Raw genomic sequence first — 25,263 nt, forward strand, 5'->3', positions numbered from 1 at the left:
ACCTCAGAACTCGATCTTGGGACGGCCCACCAGGTCGTCGAACTTGAACAGGATCAGGTAGGCGATGGAGAGGGTCAGCCCCACGACCACCAGGATCAGCGCCATCGCGGCACCCAGCCCGTACTTGAATTCCCCCGAATAGGCCCAGAGCGCGGTCTTGAAGGCGTCCAGCGCCCAGACCGTCGTGGTGGTGCCGGGACCGCCGTCGGTGGTCAGCCAGATCAGCTCGTAGGAAGAGAGCAGCGACAGCGTCTGGTAGGAGGTCACGAACAGCACCGGCCAGCGCAGCTGCGGCAGGATGATCCGGCGGATCTGCTGCCAGCGCGAGGCCCCGTCGACCTCCGACGCCCAGAGCTGCTGCACCGGGATCGCACGCAGCGCGCCGGAGAAGAGGATCATCCCGAAGGAGGCCCCGACGAAGCCGTTGGACAGGATCATGATCGTCCAGGCAGAGGTGATGCCGGCCTTCATGTAGTTGTAGGCGGGCAGGCCCAGCGTGTCGGCGATGATGTAGACGAAGCCGTTTTCCCAGGTGAACCATTGCCAGAGCGTGGCATAGAGCACGACCGGCGTGATGCGCGGCAGCAGCCAGACGGCATTGAAGAGGGCACCCGCGCGTTTCGGCAGGTAGAAGGTCGTGATGGCCAGGAAGAGGCCCACGCCAACGTTGAAGCAAAGCGTCAGCGCCACGTAGAGGAAGGTGTTGCCGATGATGCGCACCGTGTCGCGGCGGTCCAGCAGGGTGCGGAAGTTGGCGGTGGTGAAGACGGCACCGGTATAGGCGGCGCTGGTCACCATCTCGCGGGTTGCGGGCGCCAGGTCTGGCGCGAAGTCCTGCAGCGCCGCGGTGAAATCGGCCTCTGTCGCGAAGCGGCGGTTCAGGATCGAGACCGAGAAATAGTCTGCTGCAGCCTTCAGATCCCGGGCGGAGCGCGGCTTGTTCGGCAGCTTGCGCAGGTCGCCCTGGAAGGCGCGGGGCGTCTCGTAGGTCTTGCCGGACAGGCGGCTTTCGATATCGGCCAGGAAGCGGTCATCGACCCCGGCCTCCCTGGCGCGGGCCAGGTGCGCGTCATCGACGACGAAGGTGGCCGACGAAATCTGGGTCTCCTCGGCTTCGGTCAGGCCGGTATCGCGCAGGTCGCGCAGCAGCACCGGCGTGACCATCCAGTCCCCTTTCCCGATCCCGGTGGAGGTCGACATGTTGGTGAAGGCAAAGACCCCGGTGAAGATCGCGGGGGCAAAGAAGAAGGCGCAAAGCAGGATCAGCGACGGGGCAAGCATCGCAAGGCCCAGCAGGCTGATCCGGGGGCGGCCACGGCGGCGCGGCGGTCTTGCCGGGGCCGTGCCATCGGCGGTGGGGGAGGTGGAGGGGGCGGCCTGTGCCGCCCCGTCCGTCATTGCACGCATGTTCATTTGACGATGATCTTGTCGCCCAGGGCGGAGGTCACGTCGGACTTCACGTTTTCCACGGCGTCTTCGACGGACATGGTGCCGGTCCATGCGTTCTCCAGGCCCTTGTACATCGCGGTCCAGTAGGTGCCGAAATCGGCATCGTTCGGGATCGCGTTGACGTAGGGCAGGAACCCTTCGGAGGCTTCGGTCAGCCAGCGGTCCTCGGCGTAGAGGGGCACGGTGACTTCCTCTTCGCCGATGGCCAGGTGGCCGGACTTGACCGCGTGCATGGCGTTCAGGCGCGGTTCGGAGGCGATGGAGATCAGCTCGGCCGCGATGGTCGCCTCATCGTCGGAGTTTCCGGCGCCCAGCAGGTAGACCAGCGGGTGCGTGATGGAGTTCGCGCGCCCGTCGGCATTGCCGGCCGGGATCAGCGTGAACTGCACGTCGTCAAAGAAGCTGTCCATGCCGAAGGAGCGGGTCCACTGGGCGTAGTGCCAGGATCCGCCGTGCCATGCGCCCGCGGTCAGGCCGGACACCGCGCGGTGCCAGTCGTCCCAGTTGCCGCCCAGGTAGCTTTGCGACACCACGCCCTTTGCGACGGCATCCACGAAGAACTGGTAGAAGTCGGTCAGCGCCTCGGTATCCAGTTCCAGCTTGCCGGTTTCGGGGTCGGTCATCTCGCCGCCGAAGGACTGGTAGAACTGCCAGTAGTCCGGGCCGTTCGACACGCGGGGCATGAAGCCCTGGCCGGGGGCCACGGCCTCGACCTCCTGCATGGCGTAGACGTCATCCAGCATGTTGTAGAGCGTGTAATCGCCGTCGATCACGCGCTGCGGCAGGGCGTCGATCTGCGCGTCGGTCCAGCCGATGGCCTTGAACCCTTCGCGGTTCCAGAACATCACCCGGGCTTCGGCGTCCTGCGGGATGCCCCAGACCACGCCGTTGTAGGTCGCGACGTCGACCAGGTTGGGATAGAGCTGGTTCAGCGGCCATTGGTCGAAGTAGACGAAATCCTCGACCGGCTGGATGATGCCCGCCTGGGACCAGGGGCCGATATCCTCGTGGCCCGAAACGATGATGTCGGGGGCGTCGCCGGATTCGGCGGCCAGGGTGACGGCCTGCTTGAAGTCGTCCCAGCCGGACCAGGTCTGGCCTTCGATGGTGATGTTCAGCTCTTCACCGCGGATCGCGGCTTCGCGCATCAGCTGCTCTGCCGCGAGCTTGATGTTGTCGACGCGGTAGTTCGCGCTGTCGCCGGTGCCGCCGGACCAGACGGTGATGGTGTAATCTTCTGCCAGACCGGCCGCGGCGGTGGAGGCCAGCAGGGCCGCCGACAGGGTCAGGCGCTTGGAAAGGGAAAGGATGGTCATGGAGGAACGATGCCTTGCTCTCTGCGTGATCAGGTTTGCACTCGTGTGCAACGCCATCACTACCGGAGGCCGATGACCGTTTTTTTAGAGTTTCTTGTAGGTTTTGTGACGACGCACCCGGGCTGACTTGTCGGGCGGGGCACGGGGAACGGTTTTGGTTTCAGTGGGTTGCGCGTTGTTTGGGGGGCGGGAGGAGCTCGGCGTAGCGGCGGATCTGCCCTGAGAAATGCGAAATCGGCCCGAAACGCGCAGGGCTGCGCAGCGAGTCGGGCCCGCTCTTTGTCTTGGGGGCCGCTTGTCTTGGGGGGGAGGGTTCGGTACGTGATCCCTGTATTCTCCTGCCCTGTCGTCGGGATGCGGTGATCGGCCGGCATGCCATCCTGCTGCCGACGGGGGCGGAACAGCAAAGGCATCCGCATGCGCAGCTTCCCCGTACCCGCAATCGGCGACCCGGCCGCATGACCTTCCGCCCCGTCTCTTCCCCCTTGGTTCGCGGGATCCTCACCCTTCTGACCGGCGCTGTCGGCGGGCTTGTCTTCTTCCATCTCAACTTGCCGCTGCCCTGGGTCCTGGGAAGTCTTTTCGCCAATGCGCTGATCGCGCAGGCAACGGATATTCGTCCGACCTTGCCGCCCAGCTGGCGCACCTATGCGATGGTTGCGGTGGGGATCATGCTGGGCACGGGGTTCACCCACGACGTCGTCACCCGCGCGCCGACCTGGACGTTCAGCCTGGTCGCGATGAGCCTGCTGTCGACGGTCTTCTGCCTGTTCGGCTACCTTGTCTTCCGCAAGTGGGGCCAGATGGATCGCATGACCGCGCTCTTCGCCGCCATGCCGGGCGGGCTGTCGGTGGTGACCATGCTGGCAGAGGAGCACCGGACCGAGGTTAATCGTGTCGTGCTGAGCCATACGGCCCGCATCGTCGTCCTGCTGGTCACGGCGCCGCTGCTGATCCAGCTGGTGTCGGGGATCGACCTGACCGAGGCGAACCGGGCGACCTTCGCCAAGGCCGAACCGATCGACCCGCTGCGCCACGGTGCGATGCTGGCCGTCGCGGTGGCAAGCTGGTGGCTGGGTCAGAAGCTGAAGTTCCCGTCGGGCCAGTTGCTGATCCCGCTCTTCGCCTCGGCTGCGCTGCACATGACGGGGGTGCTGACGGTGCATGTGCCGCCGCTGCTGTCGGCTGCGGCCCAGATCGTCATCGGTGGATCCGTCGGGGTGCGCTTTGCCAGCTACACCCTGCGGCAGATCCTGAAGGACGGGGGGCTCGCCTCTCTGGTGGCGCTTGCCATGGCGCTCGGCTCGCTGCTGGCGGCGATGGTGCTGTCGCCGCTCGTGGGCAACCCGGTGGCGCCGCTCTTCCTGTCCTACCTGCCGGGCGGGGCACCGGAACTGGGTGTCGTCGCGCTGGCCCTGGGGATCGACCCGGCGATGGTTGCCGCACACCATGTGCTGCGGGTCTTCCTGATCGTCGCGGCACTGCCGCTGGTCGCCGCCTGGGCCGATCCGAAGAAGGATAGCTGATCGGGAAACGACAAAGGCCGCGCCCGGGCGCGGCCTTTCCCCGGATCGGCTTCGGTGTCACTTCTCCAGCGGCACGAAATCCCGCGTCACGATATTGGCGAGGTAGATGGAAAGCACTTCCTCCAGCGACTGGTAGGACAGGGCGCGCATGATTTCCCGGTTGATCAGGATGTGCTGATTGTTCCGCGGCGCATGCAGCAGCTGATCCCAGCCGGGGATCAGGTTGTCCCATTCGGTCTTGATCTCTTCCGGCGGCTGCCGGAACGCGGCTGCATAGGAGGAGACCATGAAATCGGCGTCGATCTGCATGACCTGCTCCGGCGACAGGTCCATCCGCTCGCCGTCGATGCCCTCGATCAGGGCCGGTTTGGAGAAGCCCAGGTCGTCCAGCACGGAGGTCATCGCGTCATAGCTCTTGAACACGCGGAAGCGCTTGCCGCGCACCTCGGCCACCGCGACGGAGACCTTGGAAGGGTCGCCGATCATCTTTTCCGTCAGGGCCCGGGCCTGGTCCAGCCGGAACTGGTAGGCGGCGTCCAGCTTTTCCCACTCCGGCAGCATGCCCGCGGCATCGGCGATGCGCCGGTAGCGTTCACGCGAAGGGTTGGACCAGATGTTGATCACCACGGTCGGCGCGATGGTCGACAGCTGGTCGAAGTTCTCCGAAGAGAAATCCGGCACCAGGATCAGGTCGGGCTGCAGGGCGGCGATCGCCTCCATGTCGGGCTGGCTGGTATCGCCCACGAAGCCCAGGCCGGAGTTTTCGAAGGTCGTGTGGTACAGGTCCCAGGCGCCCCGGATCACCGGCTGGCCGTCGTTGACCCCCTCGATCAGGTTCCCGGTGGAGCCGACGATGGGCGCCCGCAGTTCCAGCAGGGGGACGGTGAACTGCTCCCCGCGCAGGGAAACGATACGTTGCGGATGTGCCGGGATCTCGACCTCGTGGCCGGCACCGTCGGTGAAGGTTCGGGTGTCGGCGGCAAGGGCACTGCCGGCCAGCGCGATCAGCGCCACCCCGGCGGCGAACAGGTTTCTCATGATAGCTCCTCTGAGGGTCGTGTGAGGGTGGGAGGCTGGCAGGCGCAGGGGCTCATGGCTGGCGCGTGGACAGGCGGCCGATCAGCAGCGTCAGGAAGACAGGCACGCCAAGGACGGTCGACACGATGCCGACGGGAAACTGGATGGGGGCGGCGATGGTCCGCCCCAGAAGGTCCGCCGCCGCCACGAGGCAGGCGCCGGTCAGAGCAGTCAGCACCAGGTGCAGCCCGGGGCCGGAGCGGCAAAGGCGCCGGGCAAGATGGGCAGAGACGAGGCCGACGAACCCCAGGGGCCCGGCGAAGGCCGTGGGCAGGGCGGCCAGCAGCACCGCAAGGACGAGCAGCCCCAGCCGGGTACGCCCGGGGTGGCTTCCGAGACCGGCGGCCAGCTCCGCCCCGAAGCGCTGCGCGCCCAGGGGCCGGACGGCCAGCGCAAGCGCCGGCAGCAGCAGAAGGCCCAGCCCGCCCAGCAGCTTCACATCGGCCAGGGTGACCGTGTGGACCGACCCCGACAGCCAGCCGAGTGCGGCCATGGCAAGGTTGATCTGACCATAGGTCAGGATCGCGGTGGTCGTGGCCGAAATGGCGGCGGCAACGCCGATGCCGGTCAGGATGAACCGGAGAGATGCCGCGCCCGAGGCGCCGCTTGCGATCCACTGCACGAGGCCCGCCACCGTGATCGCACCGCCAAAGGCCGCCAGCGGGCGCCATTCGATGGGCGCGGTCGGTGCCATGACGATCAGGGCCACCACGGCAAGCCCGGCCCCCTGGCTCACTCCGACCAGGCCCGGATCGGCCAGCGGATTGCGGGTGATCCCCTGCAGAAGGGCCCCGGACAGGCCCAGCATGGCCCCGACGAGGAGCGTGGCCAGCGCGCGCGGCAGGCGCAGGTCCATCACGATCGTGGCGCTGCTGGCGGTGGCGCCCTCTGCTGCCGTCCTGCCCAGCAGGATCCGCAGGATCTCTGCCGGTGCCAGGGTCTGGGAGCCGACGAAAAGGTTCAGCAGGAACAGGCACAAGGCGCAGGTTGCCAGCAGCGCGGCGGCGCGCAGGGCGCTCCTGTGCATCCGGCCCGACAGGCGCCCCCGGGCGATTTCCAGCGTGACGTAGCTCACAGCACTCTCCGGACCAGCCAGACGAACAGCGGGGCACCCAGAAGGGCGGTGACGACACCGGTCGCGATCTCGGTCGGGGCCAGGACGATCCGCGCGGCAAGGTCCACCAGCAGCAGGTAGGTCGCCCCGATCAGGGCGGAGAAGGGCAGGATCAGGCGATAGTCGGATCCCACCAGAAGCCGTACCGCATGGGGGATCACCAGGCCGACGAACCCCAGGGGGCCCGTCATGGTGATGGCCGAAGCGGTCAGGCTGACGACGCAGAGCAGCGACAGCAGGCTCAGCCGGCGGGTGTCGACGCCCAGGCCCGCGGCGGTTTCGGCCCCCAGCGACAGGGCGGTGATCTGTCTGGCGGTGGCCAGGGCAATGCCGAAGCCCAGGATCAGCCAGGGCGCGCACCAGGGCAGCATGCGCACGGAATCGTTCGAAATCGCCCCCGAAAGCCAGACCCGCAGCGTCTGGAAGCTCTCCTCGTTCAGCAGGTTCACCCCCGACACGATGGCGGCAAGAAAGGCCGATACGGCGGATCCGGCCAGCAGCAGCACCGCCGGGGTCGCGCCGCCGGGGGTGACCGTGGCAATCGACAGCACCAGAAGGGCCGCGCCCAGGGCACCGGCTACGGCCAGAAGGGGCAGGGCGGCCGGGGCGGTGATCCCCCACAGGCCGGTGCCCATGACCACTGCGAAGGAGGCCCCGCTCATCAGGCCCAGCAGGCCGGGATCTGCCAGCGGATTTCGGGTGACCCCCTGCATCAGCGCACCCGACACCGAAAGCGCGGCGCCAGCGACCATCGCCGTGACCAGGCGGGGCAGGCGCATCTTCCAGATGATGACGGAATCGAAATTGCCGGGATCGTAGTGAAACAGCGCCTTCAGGATCTCCGTCACCGGGATCGGCTTGGCGCCGAAACCCAGGTGGGCCAGCGCCACCGCAGCCAGCAGGGCAAGGCAAAGGGGGGCACTGATCGCGCCACGTCGCAGCGCCATCAGCGGGCCTGCCATGCCGGTGTGGCGGCAGGGGGTTCTGCGGGGCAGGGCTGGGTGCGCAGGCAAAGCGGCAGGCAGACGGGCCGGCCGGTTTCCGGATCCGGGATCACCCGGGCCTCCAGGCCGAAGACCTCCTTCAGGCGGTCCCGGGTAAAGACCTCCGCCGGGCGGCCGGCGCAATGGATCCGTCCCTCCCGCATCATCACCAGCCGGTCGGTGAACTGCGCGGCCAGGTTCAGCTCATGCAGAACCAGCACCATGGTGCGGCCTTCCTCGTCGGCAATCCGGCGCAGCAGGCGCATCAGGTCGATCTGCACCTTCAGGTCCAGGTAGGTCGTGGGTTCGTCCAGCAACATCACCGGCGTGTCCTGGGCCAGCACCATGGAAAGCCAGACCCGCTGCCGCTGGCCGCCGGACAGGGCGGCGACATCGCGGTCGCGGAAGGCCGTCACCTCGGTCGCCTCCATCGCGCCCTCGACCGCCGCGGCATCGGCGCGGGACCACTGGCGCAACAGGGACTGGTGCGGGAACCTGCCCTGGGCCACCAGTTCCTCCACCGTCAGGCCGGGGGTGGCGACGGGGGTCTGGGGCAGAAAGGCCATGCGGCGCGCGACGGCCTTGGCGGACTGGCCGCGCAGGGGCGTGCCTTCCAGCAGGACCTCGCCGCGATCGGCGGGAATGGCGCGGGCGATGGCCTTCAGCAAGGTGGATTTCCCGCAGCCGTTCGGCCCGATCAGCGCGGTCAGGCCCCCCTTGGGGATGTCCAGGCTCAGGTCGTCCAGGATCGTCGATCCGCCATAGGAAACGCCAAGCCCCCTCAGGGACAGGGCGGGAGTGCCCAGGTGCAGCATCTTGAAGGTCCTTCCGGAAACTTTCGGTGTGCTGCGGGCTGGCTGGGCCGAGGCATCTGGCGATACCCGCTGGGCACCGGTTCTACGCGCGCATGGACGCAACGGCAAGACCGGCAGGGTTTGGCGGGGCTTGGTTGGGCACTCACATCCGGTCACGGGGTGGTTGGGGGGCTTCTGGCGGCGAAGGTTGCCTGCCGAATTGGCGCCGGCCACCTGGCACGCCGCCCGAATCTGTGCCGCCTGCGAATAGGCATGCGCCGACATGCTGATCCTGTAACCTGCCCCCGAATCCGGGATGCGGAGATCCCGCATCTGCATGGTGTGGAAACGAGGGGAGTGAAGCACATGAAAGTCGGAATCGTCGGGGCCGGAATGGTCGGATCCGCCGCCGCCTACTCGCTGGTGATGCGCGGCGTCGCGAGCGAGATCACCCTGGTGGACCACAACCCCGACCTAGCCCGCGCCCAGGCCGAAGACATCGCCCACGCCGTGCCCTTCGCCCAGCCCGCCCAGGTCCGCTCCGGCGATTATGACGCGCTGGAAGGGGCGGAGGCGATCATCATCGCCGCAGGCGTGCCACAGAAACCGGGTGAAAGCCGGCTGTCCCTTCTGGGCCGTAACGCAGAGGTCTTCGCCGATGTGATTTCCCACACCAACCGTGTGGCGAAGGACGCGATCCTGCTGATCGCCTCCAACCCGGTCGACATCATGACGGAAGTGGCCCTGACCGCCTCCGGCCTGCCGGCGAACCGCGTCTTCGGGTCGGGCACGATCCTGGACACGGCGCGCTTTCGCTACCTGCTGGGGCGTCATCTGAACGTCGCCGCGCAGTCCGTGCATGCCTATGTGCTGGGCGAACATGGCGACAGCGAGGTCCTGGCCTGGTCCTCTGCCCGGTCCGGCTGTGAAACGCTTGCCGATTTCGCCGACCAGGTGGGCGCGCCCATCACCGATGCCGTCCGGACGGAGATCGACGGCCTGGTGCGCCGTGCCGCCTATCGCATCATCGAAGGCAAGGGGGCGACCTGGTACGGGATCGGCGCCGGGCTTGCCCGGATCGTCCAGGCCATTCGCGACGATCAGCGCGCGGTGCTGACCGTTTCCGCCCGCAGCAGCCAGATCGAGGGCGTGCATGACGTCACCCTGTCGCTGCCCCGCGTGGTCGGTCGCTCCGGGGTGGAACAGACGCTGATCCCCCATCTGTCCTACGCCGAGGCCACCGCGCTTGCCGCCTCAGCCGAGATGCTCAGGAAGACATCCGAAGAACTCGTGGGATAGCCTGCGCGGAGGGCGCCCGACCCAATGCCAGGTTGCAATTTGCGGCGTTTTCCTGCTAACAGACCCAACCTCTTTCCCGGCACGGCGTGACCGGGGGCGGGGCAAACCGGCCCGGCAGCGGCCGGATCCATGATATGACGCGCCAAGGGCGCACCGGGCAGAACGACGAACGATGTTGATCCCACTGTGGAATTCACTGGTCCGGCCGCTCCTGACGCGGCCCGTGCGCTTCCAGGTCGCGGCGCTCTGCTATCGCCGTGGCGAGGCGGGCGCGCAGGGTATCGCCCCGGTGGAAGTGCTGCTGATCACATCGCGCGACACCCGCCGCTGGGTCCTGCCAAAGGGCTGGCCCAAGCGGGGCCATGACGCCGGCGGAACTGCCCTGGAAGAAGCCTGGGAAGAGGCCGGGATCAAGGCCGAGGGCACCCCGCGTGCGGTCGGCTCCTACGGCTACGACAAGCGCCTGGACGGCGGCCTGCCGATGCCCACCCGGGTGGAAGTCTTTGCCATCCCCGTCACCCGCCTGCTCGACGAATACCCGGAGAAGGGCCAGCGCGATCGCACCTGGGTCCGCGCCGAAGAGGCCGCGACCATGGTCGACGAACCGGAACTCTCCCGTCTGCTGGCCGATTTCCCCGCGCATCCGATCTTTTCCGGGGCCGCGGGCGGAGGGGCCGCAGGGTGAGCCGTGGCCCGCGCCTTCCGACCGGACGCGGAGAGTGGAAGACCCTCGACCGTGATCTCGACCGCCTGTCAGTGCTGGAGGCCGGGGCGATCTACCTGTCGCGTCCTCTGCTGGGGGCGGGGATCGCGCTGGCGTTCATCGTCTGCGCCACGATCCTGGCGGGCGGTCTGACAGGTGGGCTCGGCGCGACGCCGGGCGGCCTGCTGGTGGTGACGGCGGCGGCGCTCGGCGCCTACATGGCGCTGAACATCGGGGCCAACGACGTGGCCAACAACATGGGCCCGGCCGTGGGATCGGGGGCGATTTCCATGGTGCGGGCCATCCTGCTGGCGGCGGGGTTCGAAATCGCGGGCGCGCTGATCGCCGGTCACGATGTCGTCGATACCCTTTCCCGAGAGGTGGTGCCCGCGGCACAGGTCGCCTCCATCCCCGACTTCCCCCTCGCCATGATCGCGGCGCTTCTGGGCGCGGCGCTCTGGGTCAACATGGCCACCTGGCTGCGCGCGCCGGTCTCGACCACCCAGGCCGTCATCGGCGGGATGCTGGGCGCGGTGTCCGCCGCGGCAGGCTTCGGGGTCTTCAGCTGGCCGACCCTGGGGGCGATCACCCTGGGCTGGGTTCTCTCCCCGCTGATGGGGGCCGTGGTCGCCGCGGCGCTGCTGGCCTTCATCAAGTGGCGCATCCTCTACGTGGAAGACCGGGTCGCCGCCGCGCGGCTCTGGCTGCCGGTGCTGATCGGCCTCATGGCCGCCGCCTTCACCACCTACCTGCTGCTCAAGGCGCCGCCGCGCTTCTTCGTCGTCTCCGCCTCGGTCGCCGGGGCGCTTGGCCTGCTGGCGGGCGCCCTGGCCACGCTGATCGCCGTGCCGCGAATCCGTCGCCTGTCCGAAGGGATGGAAAACCGCCGGTCGGCCCTGAAACCCCTGTTCCGCCTGCCGCTGGTCTTTTCCGCCGCGCTGCTGTCCTTCGCCCATGGCGCCAACGACGTTTCCAACGCGGTCGGTCCGCTTGCGGCGCTGGTCCAGGCGCGGCAGATGGGGGAACTGCAGACGATCGTGCCCGTGCCCTTCTGGGTCATGGCCATCGGCGGGGCGGGCATCGCCACGGGCCTGCTGCTCTTCGGGCCGCGCCTGATCCGCATGGTCGGCTCCGAAATCACCCGGCTGAACCCCACGCGGGCCTTCTGCATCTCCCTCTCGGCTGCGGTGACCGTGCTCATCGCCTCTGCCATGGGGCTGCCCGTCAGCTCGACCCATATCGCCATCGGCGCGGTCTTCGGCGTCGGGTTCTTCCGCGAATGGTTCATGGCCAAGCGCGGGCGGGAGGCGAACCCGGATCGCCGCTTCCCGGTAGAGGAACGCCGTCGTCGCCGGCTGGTCCGGCGCTCCCACTTCATGACGATCATCGGGGCCTGGCTGATCACCCTGCCTGCCTCGGCGCTCGTTTCGGCCCTGGCCTTCGTGCTGCTGCGGGCGCTGACGACGCTGTTCTGATCCGGGCTGCACCGGATTTTAGCTAAAGCGTCGGGCGTTGGCCGGGCAAACCCGGGCGGGATTAATCGCCCGGAAAGCCTTGGTGACCCAAGGTCCGCCGGACGTAGCAACGATTCCGGGGAAAGCTCATGAAAGTCCAACTCGCAGCGATGGCCCTCGCATGCGCCGCAGCCCTGCCTGCGCACTCCAACCCCTACGAAGCCTCGATGCGCGACTATCTTGAGGGGGAGGTGCTCCTGTGGGCCTTCGACCCCGCCATCGTCGACGCGATCGAGGCACAGAACGAACAGCACAAGTCGATGAGCCAGACGCGCATCGACGCGCTGGATACCCAGTGGCGGGAACAGGTCGGCACCGGCGCGCAGCCGCTCGTGGACAGCGTGCTGTCCAACCCGGCCTCTGCCTTCCTCAAGGAACGCATCCACGACTCCGCCGGCGCCATTACGGAGATCTTCGTGATGGACAATCACGGCCTCAACGTCGCCGCGACCGGGGCCACCTCCGACTACTGGCAGGGGGATGAGGCGAAGTTCCAGAAGACCTACCTGGTCGGCCCGGGGGCCGTGCACGTAGGCGATGTGGAGCTGGATGAATCCACCCAGACCTACCAGGGGCAGGTGTCCGTCAGCATCATCGATCCGGACACGCGGGAAGTCATCGGGGCGATCACCGTCGGCCTCAATGCCGCCATGCTCTACTGATCCCCTTTCAAGGAGCCCGCCATGACCAGCACCGCCCGGGCCATGTCCAGCCAGGTCCCGCAGAAGAGCCAGCCGATCCCCTTCTACCGAACGGTCTTCTTCCGGGCGACGGCCATCGTGGCCGTCTGCATCCTCGCCGTTGTCATGACGACGGAGCTGATGGGCATGCGCCGCATGGTCCAGAGCATCCATGACTGGACCGCGATCCGCGCGGCGGAGGCCTCCGAGGGGCTGGCCACGACCCTGGCCGGGGCGATGAAGTTCAACCGGCCGCAGGCGATCGGCCCGACGCTGGAAGTGTTCACCGAAAACCTGTCGGGCGATGTTCTGGGCGCGGTGGTCATCCGGGCGAATGGTGAGGCCATGGGGCATCGTGGCGGGGCCGATTTCGACCTGGCCGCGGCCACGGAACTGGGGCGCAAGACGGTCGAAACCGGTCTGCCGCTGGCGGATCCCTCCCTGGGCCTCTGGGCGTCTCCCTCGACCTTCGGACCCGACGGGGCCGTGGTCGGCGCCCTGGTCAGCCAATGGACCTCGGACCGTCGCATCGCCTCCGCCATGCGCGAATGGATCCCGGCGACGCTGACCTCGCTGTCGGTGTTCATCGTGGCCCTGCTGCTCGCATCGGTGGCCTTCTACCGCTATATCTCCCGCCCGCTGCGCCTGGTCGCCGACCAGATGAACGCGGTCGCCATGGGCCAGTACGAGGCGCATGTCCACGGCACCCGCCGAAAGGATGAAATCGGCCGCATCGCCCGCCGGCTGGAACGGTTCCGCGACGGGCTGATGGCCGCCCGCGCCACGGAAACCGAAAACGCGTTCAAAAGCGCGGGGGTCAGCAATTCGGGCTCTGCGCTGATGCTGCTCGACAATGACCTGAATGTCGCCTTTGCCAACCCGTCATGCCAGCGCATGCTGGCTGCCAGCGCCGACCGCATCCGCACGTCCTGGGCCGATTTCTCTGCCGATGCCCTGACCGGCTGCGCCGCGGGGCGTCTGCCGGGGCTGGGCGGCCCGCTGCAGGATATCCGCGCCAACCAGCTGTCGCTGCCAAGCACGCTCGATCTCCGCTGGGGTGAGGCGCAGATCTCCGTCTATATCGACGCCGTCGCGGACGAGGCGGGGGAGCATATCGGCTACGTGCTGGAGCTGGAGGATATCTCCACCGCGCGCCTGAACGAGGCCGTGCTCTCCGCCATCGAGACGCACCAGATCCGCATCGACTTCGACGGGGCGCAGAAACTCTCCGCCTGCAACCCGCGCTTCCTGGACCTGACGGGGCTGACCCTGGACGGGCTCAGGGGGATCTACGGGCCCGACCTGCTGCGCCGCATCGACGTCTCCGAAGACGTGGGCGCGGCAGAGGCGCAGCAACTGCATGACGGGCGCGCGATCAGCGGCAAGTTCGAGTTGAAGAAGGGCCATGCGGAAATCTACCTCGAAGGCAGCGTCAGCCCGCTGCTGGACCGCAAGGGCAATATCGACCGGATGGTCTTCATTGGCTCCGACATCACCGGCAGCCAGCTTGCCATGCGGGATGCGGAAAAGGAACGCCGCGAAACGGCGGAGCAGCAACAGCAGGTGGTCGATGCGCTCAAGGTCGGGCTGCGCCGCCTGGCGGATGGCGATCTGACCGCCACGATCCAGGACCGTTTCCGCGCCGAATACGAACAGCTGCGCTCCAACTTCAACCAGGCGGTCGAGGCGCTTCATGCGGCCATGGGGGCCGTGGTCCAGAACGCGGATTCCATCCGGGGCGAAACCGGGGAAATCAGCAATGCCGCCGATGACCTGGCCCGTCGGACCGAGAAGCAGGCCGCCACGCTGGAGGAAACCGCCGCAGCCCTGGATCAGCTGACCGCATCGGTGAAATCCGCCGCCTCCGGCGCGGATGAGGCCAGCCAGCTGGCCGCCAGTGCGCAGGGGAAGGCCGAAACCGGGGGGGAGGTCGCCCGGCAGGCAGTTTCGGCCATGGATGCGATCCGCATCTCTTCCAAGGAGATTTCCAAGATCACCGGCGTGATCGACGACATCGCCTTCCAGACCAACCTCCTGGCCCTGAACGCCGGGGTGGAGGCCGCGAGGGCGGGCGACGCCGGCCGTGGTTTCGCCGTCGTCGCGACCGAGGTGCGCGCCCTGGCGCAGCGGTCATCCGAAGCCGCGCGTGAAATCAATGAGCTGATCTCCGCCTCCGGCAACCATGTGCGCTCCGGTGTCGAACTGGTGGACAAGACGGGCGCCGCCCTGGGGGAAATCGTCACCGCCGTGGTCGATATCTCCTCCCGCGTGGCCACCATCGCCAGCTCCGCCCGCGAACAGGCCACCGGCCTGAACGAGATCAACTCGGCGGTCAACGACCTGGACCAGGTGACACAGCAGAACGCCGCCATGTTCGAGGAAACCACCGCCGCCAGCCATGCCCTCACCAGCGAGGCCAACGCCCTGGTGGAGGCTGCGAGCCGCTTCAAGGTCAACGTGCCCCGAGGCGCGCGCAGCCGGGCCAAGGAAGAACCCAAGCCCCGGCAGAAGCGCGCCGTGGGCGGTGCCGAGGGGCCCGATCCCAGCATGGAGCCCAATTGGGAGCAGTTCTGACGGCTCCGCGCCTGGGGCAATGCCTGCATGGCTCAATGCCAGGATGGGTCAGCCACCATGGGCCAATGCCAACATGGGGCCCATGAAACGGCCCGAAAATGCAAACGGCGCGCCCCCGGGGGGACGCGCCGTAACTCGTTTATCCGTTGGCCTTTTCGGGCCTGTCAGCGATCAGCTGCGCGTGCCGCTGAACCGGGCCTGCCAGTCCTCGCGTTCCTCGTCGGAAATCTTGCGGAACAGGTTTTCCGGCACGGCAAAGGCCGCACCCGGTGCCAGCGCTTCCAGCGCCGCGGGCAGATCATCGGGCCAGCTGCTGTCCTCGACCTTCATCGCCTCGGTCAGGGCCTCCGCCGCATCGGGGATGAAGGGGGCGGACAGAACGGCGTAGAGCCGGATCAGGTTCAGCGACAGGCGCACGATGGCGGCCGCGCGTTCCGGATCTTCCTTGAAGGCGGCCCAGGGCGCGGCGCTCTGCAGGTACTCGTTGCCGGCCGCCCAGATCGCGCGCAATTCGCCCGCGGCCTTGCGGACCTCCATCGCGTCCATATGCGCCTGGTAGTCGGCCAACCGCTTCGTCAGTTCCGCGATCAGCGCCGCCTCGGCCTCGCCGTAGGTGCCGCCCTCGGGCACCACTTCGCCGAACTTCGACCGGCAGAACTTGGTCACCCGGCTGACGAAGTTGCCCAGCACATCGGCCAGGTCCTTGTTGACCGAGGCCTGGAAGTTCTCCCAGGTGAACTCGCTGTCCGAACTTTCCGGCGCATGGCTCAGCAGCCACCAGCGCCAGTAGTCGGAGGGCAGCACCTCCAGCGCCTGGTCCATGAAGACCCCGCGCCCGCGGGAGGTCGAAAACTGCCCGCCCTCGTAGTTCAGGTAGTTGAACGACTTGATGTAATCGACCAGCTTCCACGGCTCGCCGCTGCCCAGGATCGTGGCCGGGAAGGACAGGGTGTGGAAGGGCACGTTATCCTTGCCCATGAACTGGGTATAGGTCACGTCTTCGGCGCCCTTGTCGGTGCGCCACCAGCGTTCCCAGTCGGTGCCCTTGCCCGCGTCGACCCATTCCTGCGAGCAGGCGATATATTCGATCGGCGCGTCGAACCAGACATAGAAGACCTTGCCCTCCATCCCCGGCCAGGGCGCATCGCCCTTCATCACCGGCACGCCCCAGTCCAGGTCGCGGGTGATGCCCCGGTCCTGCAGCCCGTCACCGTCGTTCAGCCATTTCTTGGCGATCGAGGTGGTCAGCACGGGCCAGTCGGTCTTGCTGTCGATCCAGGCCTCCAGCTCGGCCTTCATCTCGGACTGGCGCAGGTAGAGGTGCTTGGTCTCCCGCATCTCCAGGTCCGTGGCGCCGGAAATGGTGGAATGCGGGTTGATCAGGTCGACCGGATCCAGCTGCTTGGTGCAGTTGTCGCACTGGTCGCCCCGCGCGCTTTCGAAACCGCAGTTGGGGCAGGTGCCCTCGATGTAGCGGTCGGGCAGGTAGCGTCCGTCCGTCGGGCTGTACATCTGGGTTTCGGACACTTCGCGGATCAGGCCCTTGTCGGCCAGGACGCCGGCGAAATGCTGGGTCAGCTTGCGGTTCTGCTCGGAAGAGGAGCGGCCGAAGTGATCGAAGCTCAGCCGGAAACCACGGGCGATCTCGGCCTGCACCTCGTGCATCTCGGCGCAGTATTCGGCCACGGGCTTGCCTGCCTTGGCCGCCGCCAGCTCTGCCGGGGTGCCGTGTTCGTCGGTGGCGCAGAGGAACAGCACCTCGTTGCCGCGCCCGCGCTGGTAGCGTGCGTAAAGGTCGGCCGGCAGCTGGGAACCCACCAGGTTGCCCAGGTGCTTGATCCCGTTGATGTAGGGAATGGCCGAGGTGATGAGATGCCGCGCCATGGACGCCTCCTGACTATGCTGATCCGCTTTGACGTGCCTCTTATCGCGTGGGGCGGCGAAGCAAAAGCACAGAAAAGGGCCGCCGGCACGCGGCAGCCCTTGGTTTTCTCGCCCGATCGGCGCCGGTTCCCCAATGGTTAAACTTGGGGCCGGGCGCCGGATGCGTCAGCGGGCGGCGTAGCCGCCATCGACCAGGTGGTAGGACCCGGTGACGAAGCTGGCCTGCTCCGACAGCAGGTAGACGACCAGCGAGGCGACCTCTTCCGGGGTGCCCAGGCGGTTGAAGGCGTGCTGGCTGGCCAGGAAGTCCTGGGTGGCCTGATCAAGGTTGGAATCGACCAGCGGGGTGTGGATGAAGCCCGGGCCCACGGCGGTGACGCGCACGTTGTCGGCGGCGTGTTCCAGGGCCGCGTTCTTGGTCATGCCGACCACGGCGTGTTTCGCGGTCACATAGGCAGAGGACATCGCGATGCCGACCGAGCCCAGGACAGAGGCGACGTTGACGATGGAACCGCCGCCTGCGGCCTTCATGGCCGGGATGGCGAAGCGCATGCCGTAGAAGACGCCGTTCAGGTTGACGTCGATGACCTGTTTCCAGCTGTCGATGGGATATTCGCCCAGGGGCGCCGCGGCGCCACCGATGCCGGCGTTGTTGACCAGGCCGTAAAGACCACCGGTCTGTTCGACGGCGAAGTCGATCATGGCCTTCACGCTGTCCGCATCTGCCACGTTCCCGGCAAAGGCCAGCGCCTTGCCGCCGGCCGCGATGATCTTGTCGGCTTCGGCCTGGGCGGCCTCTTCCTTCAGATCCGCCACGATGACGGTGGCGTCGGATTTTGCCAGCTCTTCCGCGATGGAAGCGCCGATGCCGGATGCTGCGCCGGTGACGATGATGGTCTTGCCGCCGAATGTCAGGTTCATGGTCATTCTCCTATGGTCGGGTGTCGTACCCCATTGGCGAGTAGATATGCGCAACACATGACGAATGCATCTATCTGGACCTGCGCAAATCCGCACAACGCCGTATGCAACTGTGTACAGTTTCAGGGGCGTTCCCGCAATCCGCGCAGCAGCCGGCCCACCAGGAAGCTGGTGCGCGGCGCGTAGATGTAGCTTGTCCTGGGCTCCGGCACCGGGCGGGCGCGCATGCGGATCAGGCCGAAGACCAGCAGGGCCAGGTGCCCGGCAAAGACCATGACGTAGATGGCAGAGGGGCCGAAGGCGGCGATCAGCTGGGACGCCAGCCAGGGCGCGGTGATCGCGCCCAGGGCGTAGTAGAACAGCAGCGCGGCCGACAGTTCCGCGCGTTCGTGGCTCTCGGCGAAGTCATGGGCGTGGGCCAGGGCGACGGAATAGACGGGGTAGGTGGCCACGCCGAAGATGAAGCCGTTGATCATCGCCGCCTCCGGGCCGTGGATCGTCAGGGCCGAGGAAATACAGCTCGCCATGGAGGCGGCAGAGATGCCGACAAGCACCCAGCGGCGGTCGAACTTGTCCGCCAGCCAGCCAGTGGGATACTGCGCCAGCGCGCCGCCCAGCACGAAAAGCGCCAGGAACCAGGCGATCTGCGGCGTGCTCAGCCCGATCTCCTGGCCATAGAGCGGACCGATCATCCGGAAGGTCGCCGCCGACAGGGCAGAGACCATGACGGCCACCGCCGCCAGGGGGGATCTTTGCCAGGCCAGCAGGGGGCGCAGCCGCGGCGCGCTGGACAGCACCGGCTGCGGGGCCTTGCTGATCGCCAGCGGCAAAAGGGCGGCGCAGCACAGGATGGCCAGCAGGTTGTAGGAGGCATAGGCGGCGGGCGAAAGTATACCAATCATCAGCTGCGCGATGAGGGAGGCGCTCATGTCCGCGATGCGGTAGACGCTGGTGATCCGGCCCCGGTCGGCGTTTTCCAGCCGCGCCATCAGCCAGCCCTCGATCACCGTGTAGCAGCCCGCGACGCAGATGCCGGAGGCCACGCGCATCCCCGCCCAGGCCCAGGGATCGACCAGCATCATGTGTCCCATCAGCCCGATCGCGCCAAGTGCCGTGAAGGCGGCAAAGCTGCGGGCATGGCCCACGCGGCCCAGCAGGCGCGGCGCGCCCCAGCAGCCAATGAAGAACCCCAGGAAGTGGGCCGACCCCAGCAGGCCGATTTCCCCCCGGCTGAAGCCGAGCGCCATGCCCGACAGCGCATCCAGCGGGCCCACCCCACCAGAGGACATCTGCAAGAGCATCACGGAAAGGAAGAGGGAGGAGAGGGCAAGGACGAGTCGCATCCCCCTTCCATACGCCTCGGGGCGGCGGGGGCCTGCCTGTCTGCGACATCGGATGACGAATACGAACCCTCCCCGGGCCGCGTGTCTTCTGTGCCTGGGCCGCTTTCGGGCGGCCTCGCGACGAATTGAGGGCAAGAAGACCTTGCAACCCGCAGTAAAATCGTAACCCTCGGCCCGTATCACGAAATGAATGCGACGGACGGACGGGACATGCGCAAGAACAAGCTGGGCCGCACTGATATCGAGGTGACCGAATACTGCCTCGGTTCGATGACCTGGGGGAACCAGACCCCCAGCAGGGAGGCGCACAAGCAGATCGACGCGGCACTGGATCGCGGCATCAACTTCATCGACACGGCGGAGATGTATCCGGTCAATCCCGTGCGGGAGGAAACCGTGGGCCGGACCGAACGGATCATCGGCCTGTGGTTCGAAAAGGCCCGTGGCCACCGGTCGGAGGTCGTTCTGGCCACCAAGCACTCCGGCGAAGGCTCCGCCTTTGTCCGGGAGGGCGCGCCGATCTCCTCCAAGACCATTGCCGAAACCGTCGAAGGCTCCCTGCGGCGGCTGAAGACCGACTACATCGACCTCTACCAGTTCCACTGGCCCAACCGCGGGTCCTACCACTTCCGCAAGTACTGGAATTACGACCCCACCGGCATGGACCGGAACGAGGTCCTGGACAGCATGCAGGACTGCCTGGAAGCGCTTGAAAAGGAAAAGAAACGCGGCACCATCCGCGCCTTTGGCCTGTCCAATGAAAGCGCCTGGGGCATGTCCCAGTGGCTGCGCCTGGCGGAGGAGGGGCACGGCCCCCGCGCCGCGACGATCCAGAACGAATATTCCCTGCTCTGCCGTCTCTTCGATACCGACCTGGCGGAACTCTGCATGCTCGAAGACGTCGGGCTGATGTCCTATTCGCCGCTTGGCGCGGGCCTCTTGACGGGCAAGTATCAGGGCCGGGCGAAACCGGCGGGCTCCCGCATGGCGATCAACGGTGATCTTGGCGGGCGGGCGACCAAGCGGGTCTTCCCGGCGGTCGACGATTACCTCGACGTGGCCTTCAAGCATGACCTCGACATGGTGCCGATGTGCCTGGCCTGGGCGGCACAGCGCCCGTTCAACGCCTCCGTCATCTTCGGCTCCACCACCATGGAACAGCTGGAAGTCATCCTGGGCGGGCTCGACCTGACCCTCTCCGAAGAGGTGATCAAGGATCTCGACGCGGTCCACAAGGCGCATCCGATGCCCTTCTGACCCGCATCACCTGACAGTCAGCGAAGGCCGGGCCGCCCTGTGCCCGGCCTTTTCCTTTGCGTGAGCTTTGCATCGCAGGAGATTGATCAGAAAGGAAAGTCTTTTGGCTTTCCCTCAAATCCAGTCCTTCAGCTCTCTCAGGTAGGCGGGCATGTCGCGGGACGACACGCTGGCCTCCCGCACCAGCCGGTCGAAGTGCTGCGTCAGCGCCTGCACCCGTTCGGTGTCACGGAAGGCGATGTAGTTCTGCCCGACGTAGAGCACCGACAGAAGCGGGCCGAAGATCGTCAGCGGGGCCGAGAACAGCCGCCGCGCGTCGAAAAGGTAAAGCCGCATCCGGGGGTAAAGGCTTTCCAGCAGCGTCGCGAACCGTTCCAGCTGCTCCGCCCGGATGTCTTCGGGCAGGTCGGCGTAGTAGCCGGTGGCGGTGGCAAAGGCGATCATCTCGTGCCGGGGCAGGGCGATTTCATAGTCGGAATTCGATCCCCGCATCCAGCTCAGCCGGTCGGCAGATGCGGTGACGGCCTGCTGGGTCGTCCGCCCAAGGTGCGGGGAATATTCCCATTCCAACAGGGCGTTGCTTTTCAGCATGTCGGGCAGGGCGGCCGGAACATGGCGGATCTTGTAGCCCGCGGCCTCCTGGTGCCAGGCAAAGATCTGCTCGTCGATCAGCGCCCGCGCGGCCTCCGACATCTCGGAGGCGCCGGCCAGCAGGTCCGCGGCGGTTTCCGGCCGGTCCGACAGCGACAGCAGCCAGTCGGCCGACACGCCGAGCGCTGCGGCACATTCTCCCACCACCTGCGCATTGGGCAGCCGCGGGGTTTCGCCGGACAGAAGTTGCGATATCGTCGAACGATCGACCCCGACGCGCCGCGCCAGGGCGCTCTGGCTCTGGCCGCGCAGGGCCATCGCCTCCTTCAGACGCAGGCGGAACTGTTCGGCCCGGTCGCGTTTGTCGACTTTATCCATCATGGCGTGAATTAAATCACGATTGTCTGGTTCTGTTAACAGGATCCCGAATGGTCAACGGCCTTCTGGCCCCCCTACCTTGGTCGCAAAACCGGGATCAAATCGGGGGACAAGATGGAAACGCCACTCCGCAGCTGGCTCAAGGCCGCGCTCTGGGCCTTGCTGGGCCTCGTGATGATGAGCCTGGTGGGGCTCCTCTTCACCGGCTCTGCCGCGCTGGGCGGGGTGATGGCGCTGGTCAACGCCGGGATGGGGCTGGTCTGCTACTGGCTCTACGAAAGGCTCTGGGCGCGCATCGCCTGGGGCCGTCAGATGCAGGACGCAGGCGATGCGTGACCGTCCTCCCGTCGAATGGCCCACGCTGCTGCTCTTCCTGGCCTGCTACGGCGGGCTGGTCTCCGCCACCACCTGGCTGGCCGATCTCGCCCTGCTTCCGGCCATCGCCCTGCTGGCCATCGCCGGGGCGCTGCATTCCTCGCTCACCCACGAGGTCATCCACGGCCATCCCTTCCGCCGGCGCTGGCTCAACGCCGCGCTGGTCTTCCCGGCGGTCTCGATCACCGTGCCCTACCTGCGGTTCGAGGCGACCCACCTGGCGCATCACCACGACCAGATCCTGACCGACCCCTACGACGATCCCGAAACCAACTACCTGGATCCGGCGGTCTGGCACCGGCTGCCCGCCTGGCGCCGCGCCCTGCTGCGGGTCAACAACACGCTGGCGGGGCGGATCCTGCTGGGGCCGCTCGTCGGCAACCTCTCCTGGCTCTCGGCCGAGGCGCGCCGGGCCCTGCGCGACACCAGGGTCCTGCGCGGCTGGCTCTGGCACATCCCGGCCCTGGCCCTGGTGCTCTGGTGGCTGGCAGAGGTCTCCTCCCTGCCGCTCTGGGCGGCCGCCCTCGGCCTCTACCTGTCGCATTCCCTGCTGAAGATCCGCACCTTCCTGGAACACCAGGCCCATGAAAAGGCCCGCGCCCGCACCGTGATCATCGAGGACAGAGGCCCCCTCGCGCTGCTTTTCCTCAACAACAACCTGCATGTCGTCCACCACATGCACCCGAACCGCCCCTGGTACGACCTGCCCGCGCTCTACGCCCGCCGGCGCGACCACTACCTGCGCCGGAACGAAGCCTACCGCTACGCTTCCTACGCAGAGGTCTTCCGCCGCTACTGGGCCCGGGCCAAGGACAGCGTGCCCCATCCGCTCTGGCATCCGCCGGCGGAATAGGCGACAGAGGCGCATGAGCCTCTGGATTCCCGTCACCCTCGCCGCCGTCCTCTTCCAGACCGCGCGCTTCATGCTGCAGAAACACCTGGCCTCGACGGGGCTCAGCCCGGCGGGGGCCACCTTCGCGCGCTTCCTCTGGGCGGCGCCGGTGGTCTGGGCGGCCTACCTGCTCAGCGGGATGTCCTGGCCCGCGCTGCCCCCGGCCTTCTGGCTGCAGGCCTTTGCGGGCGGGGCGACACAGATCCTCGCCACCGTCTGCGTCGTGGCACTCTTCAAGTCGCGCAACTTCGCCGTCGGCGTCACCCTGAAGAAGACCGAAGTGCTGCTCACGGTCTTCATCGGCCTGCTGCTGCTGGGGGAAACCATCTCCCTTCCGGCCTTCATCGCCATCCTGGGCGGGCTGGTGGGCGTGCTCTTCCTCACCAACATGCCGGAGGGCGCGGGCATCCGGCGCTTCGCCAACCGCGCGGCGGCGCTCGGCGTGGCCTCGGGCTTCTTCTTCGCCATCTCCGGCGTGACGGTGCGCGGAGCCACCCTGCTGGTGCCCGGCGAACCGGCCATGCGCGCCCTGCTGACGCTGGCTGTCGTCGTCACGGCCCAGGTGCTGGGCCTCGGCGCCTGGCTCCTCCTGCGCGAGAGGGGGGAGGTGACCCGCGTCGTCCAGGGCTGGCGCACCACGGTCTGGGTCGGGCTGACCTCGGTCGCGGGCTCCTTCTGCTGGTTCACCGGCTTCACCCTGCAGAACGCCGCCCTGGTCTATGCCGTGGGCCAGCTGGAGGTCGTACTCTCGCTCCTCGCCTCCGTGCTCTTCTTCCACGAGGTCGTCACCCGGAAGGAAGTCACCGGCATCGCCTTCGTCACCGCCTCGGTGCTGGCACTGATCCTGCTGGAGTGATCAGGTCACGCCGTCCAGCGGCGACCGCCCCCTGAGCCGCCGGAACAGCTGCGCCTCCTCGCCCTGGGCGAAATAGGGCACGCTGGCGGGGGCTTCGTCGCTGTCGCGCGCGGCGACCTCGGCCAGGACGACCTCGGTAATGAAGGGCAGGTCGAAGGCCCGCGCCTCGGCCAGGGGGATCCACTGCAGGTGGCTCAGTTCGTCCGAGGCTGCGGCGAAATCCTCCAGGTTGCCGGCGATCGCCCGGTCGGCGTCCAGCGTGAAGAAACGTGCGTCGAAGCGGCGGGGGCGGCCCGGCGGGGTCACTGCGCGGAACACGAACCGCAGGGCAGAGGCATCGGGCAGGTGGCCCGTCGCGGCAAAGCCCTGCCAGTCGGCGGGCGCCTCGGGCCAGGGGCCCGGACGGCCCAGCACCAGCCCGGTTTCCTCCCACAGCTCGCGGATCGCGGCGGCGGTCAGGGCATGGGCGATGCCCGCGGGCGCGTCCTGGGACAGGCGGCTGGCGCAGAAATCGGGGATCGGCGCGGCCAGCGGCACGGCGGCATCGCCGGGATCGACCGCCCCGCCGGGAAAGACGAATTTCATCGGCATGAAGGCGGCCTTGGCGCCGCGCTGGCCCATCAGCACCTCGCGCCCGCCCTCGCGGCGGCGCAGGGCGATCACCGTCGCCGCATCGCGGATCTGCTGTGCCGTCGTGCCGGTCGCGGCCTCAGGCCGGGCCGGGCTCTCCGTGCTCCGTGTCATTCTCTCCCGTCTCCTCCTGCGCGCCAGCCTGCCTGGCCTCGGGGGCAAAGCCGTGCATGTAGCGGGCCCACTGGACCGCCACCAGCACGCCCTTGAACCTCGGCAGAAGGTAGAGAGAGAGGGCCACCGTGCCAATAGCGAAACAGGTGAACAGGATCAGGGGCTCCGGCTGCCAGGTCATCCAGGCGATGCCGAGGAGGGGGGCAGCCAGGTGGCCGACCACAAGGATCGTCAGGTAGGCGGGCCCGTCGTCGGCGCGGTGATGATGCAGTTCCTCCCGGCAGACGGGGCAGTGATCGCGCACGGTCAGGTAGCCTTTCAGCAGCGGACCGGACCCGCAGTTGGGGCAGCGCCGCCGCCAGCCGCGCAGCATGGCACGCCCCAGCGGGCGTTCGGGCGGGGCCGCGCCGGATCCGCGCCCGCTGCGCCCACCGGGGGGCTGCGGCGCGCTGGCCGGGGGCGGGCAGGGCGCCGTTGCGGTGCCCGCTGCCGGGGGCGACTGGTCTTGCGTGTCCTGCATCGGGTCGTCCTGCGGTTCGTTCTCGTCCTGGTTCCGGCCCTGATCCTGCACCTGATCCCGGCCTCTGGTCTGAATTGCGTCCGGTGCCTTGGCGAGACGGTGCCCGGGGTGGGGCGGTATCCGGCTGGGCCATTGAAGCCTCGTCACCCGTGCCCCGCCTTTGCCTTGGCTGCCCTCGAAAGATGGGCGATCGGAGGCCGCGTTGAAAGGCTTGTGGGCGCCTTGCGTCCCCATGTCGCAAATGATCGGTCCGCGAGTCATCTCTGACCGCAGGCCGCACGCCCCCACCGCGCCGATCCCCACGGACCGCGCCCGCGACGCCCGGGCAGGGGCCGACAGGGGGCCGACTAGGGGCCGACAGGGGACCGCCCCGCCCTCCATTTCCACTCGTGGCCACGGCTTTTTCCCTGTCACACAGGGGGGCTGCGCAGGCTTCGCGAAAAAAATGCATTTCCCCGCGACGGAACCGCGAA

General features: G+C 67.6%; 22 protein-coding genes. 10 read left to right on the forward strand and 12 right to left on the reverse strand.

The window, feature by feature from the left end:
• Positions 1-3 precede the first annotated feature (3 nt).
• Both AC2IR1_RS08475 and AC2IR1_RS08480 read right to left on the reverse strand, forming a co-directional pair.
• Positions 4-1,413 (reverse strand): carbohydrate ABC transporter permease, encoded by a 1,410-nt coding sequence (locus AC2IR1_RS08475; RefSeq protein ID WP_486475842.1) that lies wholly within the window; start codon positions 1,411-1,413, stop codon positions 4-6.
• Positions 1,410-2,765 (reverse strand): extracellular solute-binding protein, encoded by a 1,356-nt coding sequence (locus tag AC2IR1_RS08480; protein WP_486475843.1) that lies wholly within the window; start codon positions 2,763-2,765, stop codon positions 1,410-1,412. Before AC2IR1_RS08480 ends, AC2IR1_RS08475 begins: the two co-directional genes overlap by 4 nt.
• Positions 2,766-3,223: 458 nt before the next feature.
• Between AC2IR1_RS08480 and AC2IR1_RS08485 the strand changes: the two genes are divergently transcribed.
• Complete coding sequence (locus AC2IR1_RS08485) at positions 3,224-4,291, forward strand: AbrB family transcriptional regulator (RefSeq protein ID WP_486475844.1); 1,068 nt, start codon at positions 3,224-3,226, stop codon at positions 4,289-4,291.
• A gap of 57 nt (positions 4,292-4,348) precedes the next feature.
• Here the strand turns inward: AC2IR1_RS08485 and AC2IR1_RS08490 are convergent, their stop codons facing one another.
• Genes AC2IR1_RS08490 through AC2IR1_RS08505 form a run of 4 tightly spaced genes read right to left on the reverse strand, consistent with a single transcriptional unit; the run spans position 4,349 to position 8,280 of the window.
• A complete protein-coding gene (locus AC2IR1_RS08490; protein ID WP_486475845.1) occupies positions 4,349-5,329 on the reverse strand; it encodes an ABC transporter substrate-binding protein in 981 nt (326 codons plus the stop codon).
• Between the two features lie 52 nt (positions 5,330-5,381).
• Complete coding sequence (locus AC2IR1_RS08495) at positions 5,382-6,443, reverse strand: FecCD family ABC transporter permease (protein WP_486475846.1); 1,062 nt, start codon at positions 6,441-6,443, stop codon at positions 5,382-5,384.
• Positions 6,440-7,429: a FecCD family ABC transporter permease gene (locus AC2IR1_RS08500; RefSeq protein WP_486475847.1), complete on the reverse strand. Its 990-nt coding sequence runs from the start codon at positions 7,427-7,429 to the stop codon at positions 6,440-6,442. The genes AC2IR1_RS08495 and AC2IR1_RS08500 overlap by 4 nt, the downstream gene beginning before the upstream one ends.
• Positions 7,429-8,280: an ABC transporter ATP-binding protein gene (locus AC2IR1_RS08505; protein ID WP_486475848.1), complete on the reverse strand. Its 852-nt coding sequence runs from the start codon at positions 8,278-8,280 to the stop codon at positions 7,429-7,431. The genes AC2IR1_RS08500 and AC2IR1_RS08505 overlap by 1 nt, the downstream gene beginning before the upstream one ends.
• 345 nt (positions 8,281-8,625) lie before the next feature.
• On the opposite strand from AC2IR1_RS08505, the gene AC2IR1_RS08510 reads away from it, so the two are divergent.
• The 5 genes from AC2IR1_RS08510 (at position 8,626) to AC2IR1_RS08530 (ending at position 15,029) form a co-directional block, all read left to right on the forward strand.
• A complete protein-coding gene (locus AC2IR1_RS08510) occupies positions 8,626-9,558 on the forward strand; it encodes an L-lactate dehydrogenase (RefSeq protein WP_486475849.1) in 933 nt (310 codons plus the stop codon).
• 172 nt (positions 9,559-9,730) lie between these two features.
• Positions 9,731-10,243, forward strand: a complete 513-nt coding sequence (locus AC2IR1_RS08515) for an NUDIX hydrolase (RefSeq protein WP_486475850.1) — start codon at positions 9,731-9,733, stop codon at positions 10,241-10,243.
• Complete coding sequence (locus AC2IR1_RS08520; protein ID WP_486475851.1) at positions 10,240-11,736, forward strand: inorganic phosphate transporter; 1,497 nt, start codon at positions 10,240-10,242, stop codon at positions 11,734-11,736. The genes AC2IR1_RS08515 and AC2IR1_RS08520 overlap by 4 nt, the downstream gene beginning before the upstream one ends.
• A gap of 128 nt (positions 11,737-11,864) precedes the next feature.
• Entirely contained in the window at positions 11,865-12,437 is a 573-nt protein-coding gene (locus AC2IR1_RS08525; RefSeq protein WP_486475852.1) for a hypothetical protein, read from the forward strand.
• Between the two features lie 21 nt (positions 12,438-12,458).
• Complete coding sequence (locus tag AC2IR1_RS08530) at positions 12,459-15,029, forward strand: methyl-accepting chemotaxis protein (protein WP_486475853.1); 2,571 nt, start codon at positions 12,459-12,461, stop codon at positions 15,027-15,029.
• A gap of 171 nt (positions 15,030-15,200) precedes the next feature.
• Here AC2IR1_RS08530 and metG read toward each other — a convergent pair whose 3' ends face one another.
• From metG to AC2IR1_RS08545, 3 genes are all read right to left on the reverse strand, one after another.
• The gene (gene metG, locus AC2IR1_RS08535; RefSeq protein WP_486475854.1) at positions 15,201-16,913 is read right to left on the reverse strand and encodes a methionine--tRNA ligase; all 1,713 of its coding nucleotides are present in this window, start codon (positions 16,911-16,913) and stop codon (positions 15,201-15,203) included.
• Between the two features lie 165 nt (positions 16,914-17,078).
• The gene (locus AC2IR1_RS08540; RefSeq protein ID WP_486475855.1) at positions 17,079-17,834 is read right to left on the reverse strand and encodes an SDR family NAD(P)-dependent oxidoreductase; all 756 of its coding nucleotides are present in this window, start codon (positions 17,832-17,834) and stop codon (positions 17,079-17,081) included.
• 122 nt (positions 17,835-17,956) lie between these two features.
• Complete coding sequence (locus tag AC2IR1_RS08545; protein ID WP_486475856.1) at positions 17,957-19,177, reverse strand: MFS transporter; 1,221 nt, start codon at positions 19,175-19,177, stop codon at positions 17,957-17,959.
• A 210-nt stretch (positions 19,178-19,387) separates the two neighbouring features.
• On the opposite strand from AC2IR1_RS08545, the gene AC2IR1_RS08550 reads away from it, so the two are divergent.
• Positions 19,388-20,434: an aldo/keto reductase gene (locus tag AC2IR1_RS08550; protein WP_486475857.1), complete on the forward strand. Its 1,047-nt coding sequence runs from the start codon at positions 19,388-19,390 to the stop codon at positions 20,432-20,434.
• Between the two features lie 114 nt (positions 20,435-20,548).
• Here the strand turns inward: AC2IR1_RS08550 and AC2IR1_RS08555 are convergent, their stop codons facing one another.
• Positions 20,549-21,406: a helix-turn-helix domain-containing protein gene (locus tag AC2IR1_RS08555; RefSeq protein ID WP_486475858.1), complete on the reverse strand. Its 858-nt coding sequence runs from the start codon at positions 21,404-21,406 to the stop codon at positions 20,549-20,551.
• A 111-nt stretch (positions 21,407-21,517) separates the two neighbouring features.
• Here AC2IR1_RS08555 and AC2IR1_RS08560 point away from each other — a divergent pair, with 111 nt between their 5' ends.
• The 3 genes from AC2IR1_RS08560 to AC2IR1_RS08570 are packed head-to-tail and all read left to right on the forward strand — an operon-like array spanning position 21,518 to position 23,526.
• Positions 21,518-21,739 carry a DUF2061 domain-containing protein gene (locus AC2IR1_RS08560; protein ID WP_486475859.1) on the forward strand — a complete coding sequence of 74 codons (222 nt, stop codon included), beginning with the start codon at positions 21,518-21,520 and terminating at the stop codon, positions 21,737-21,739.
• Positions 21,732-22,631, forward strand: coding sequence for a fatty acid desaturase (locus tag AC2IR1_RS08565; protein ID WP_486475860.1), 900 nt, complete (start codon positions 21,732-21,734; stop codon positions 22,629-22,631). Before AC2IR1_RS08560 ends, AC2IR1_RS08565 begins: the two co-directional genes overlap by 8 nt.
• Positions 22,632-22,644: 13 nt before the next feature.
• Complete coding sequence (locus tag AC2IR1_RS08570; RefSeq protein ID WP_486475861.1) at positions 22,645-23,526, forward strand: EamA family transporter; 882 nt, start codon at positions 22,645-22,647, stop codon at positions 23,524-23,526.
• On the opposite strand, the gene AC2IR1_RS08575 is transcribed toward AC2IR1_RS08570, so the two are convergent.
• Together AC2IR1_RS08575 and AC2IR1_RS08580 are read right to left on the reverse strand one after the other, a co-directional pair.
• Positions 23,527-24,270, reverse strand: coding sequence for an NUDIX hydrolase (locus AC2IR1_RS08575; RefSeq protein ID WP_486475862.1), 744 nt, complete (start codon positions 24,268-24,270; stop codon positions 23,527-23,529). It lies immediately after the preceding gene.
• Positions 24,236-24,790 (reverse strand): DUF983 domain-containing protein, encoded by a 555-nt coding sequence (locus AC2IR1_RS08580; protein WP_486475863.1) that lies wholly within the window; start codon positions 24,788-24,790, stop codon positions 24,236-24,238. Before AC2IR1_RS08580 ends, AC2IR1_RS08575 begins: the two co-directional genes overlap by 35 nt.
• Positions 24,791-25,263 lie beyond the last annotated feature (473 nt).

The organism is Pseudooceanicola sp. NS-SX8 (genome assembly GCF_057380755.1).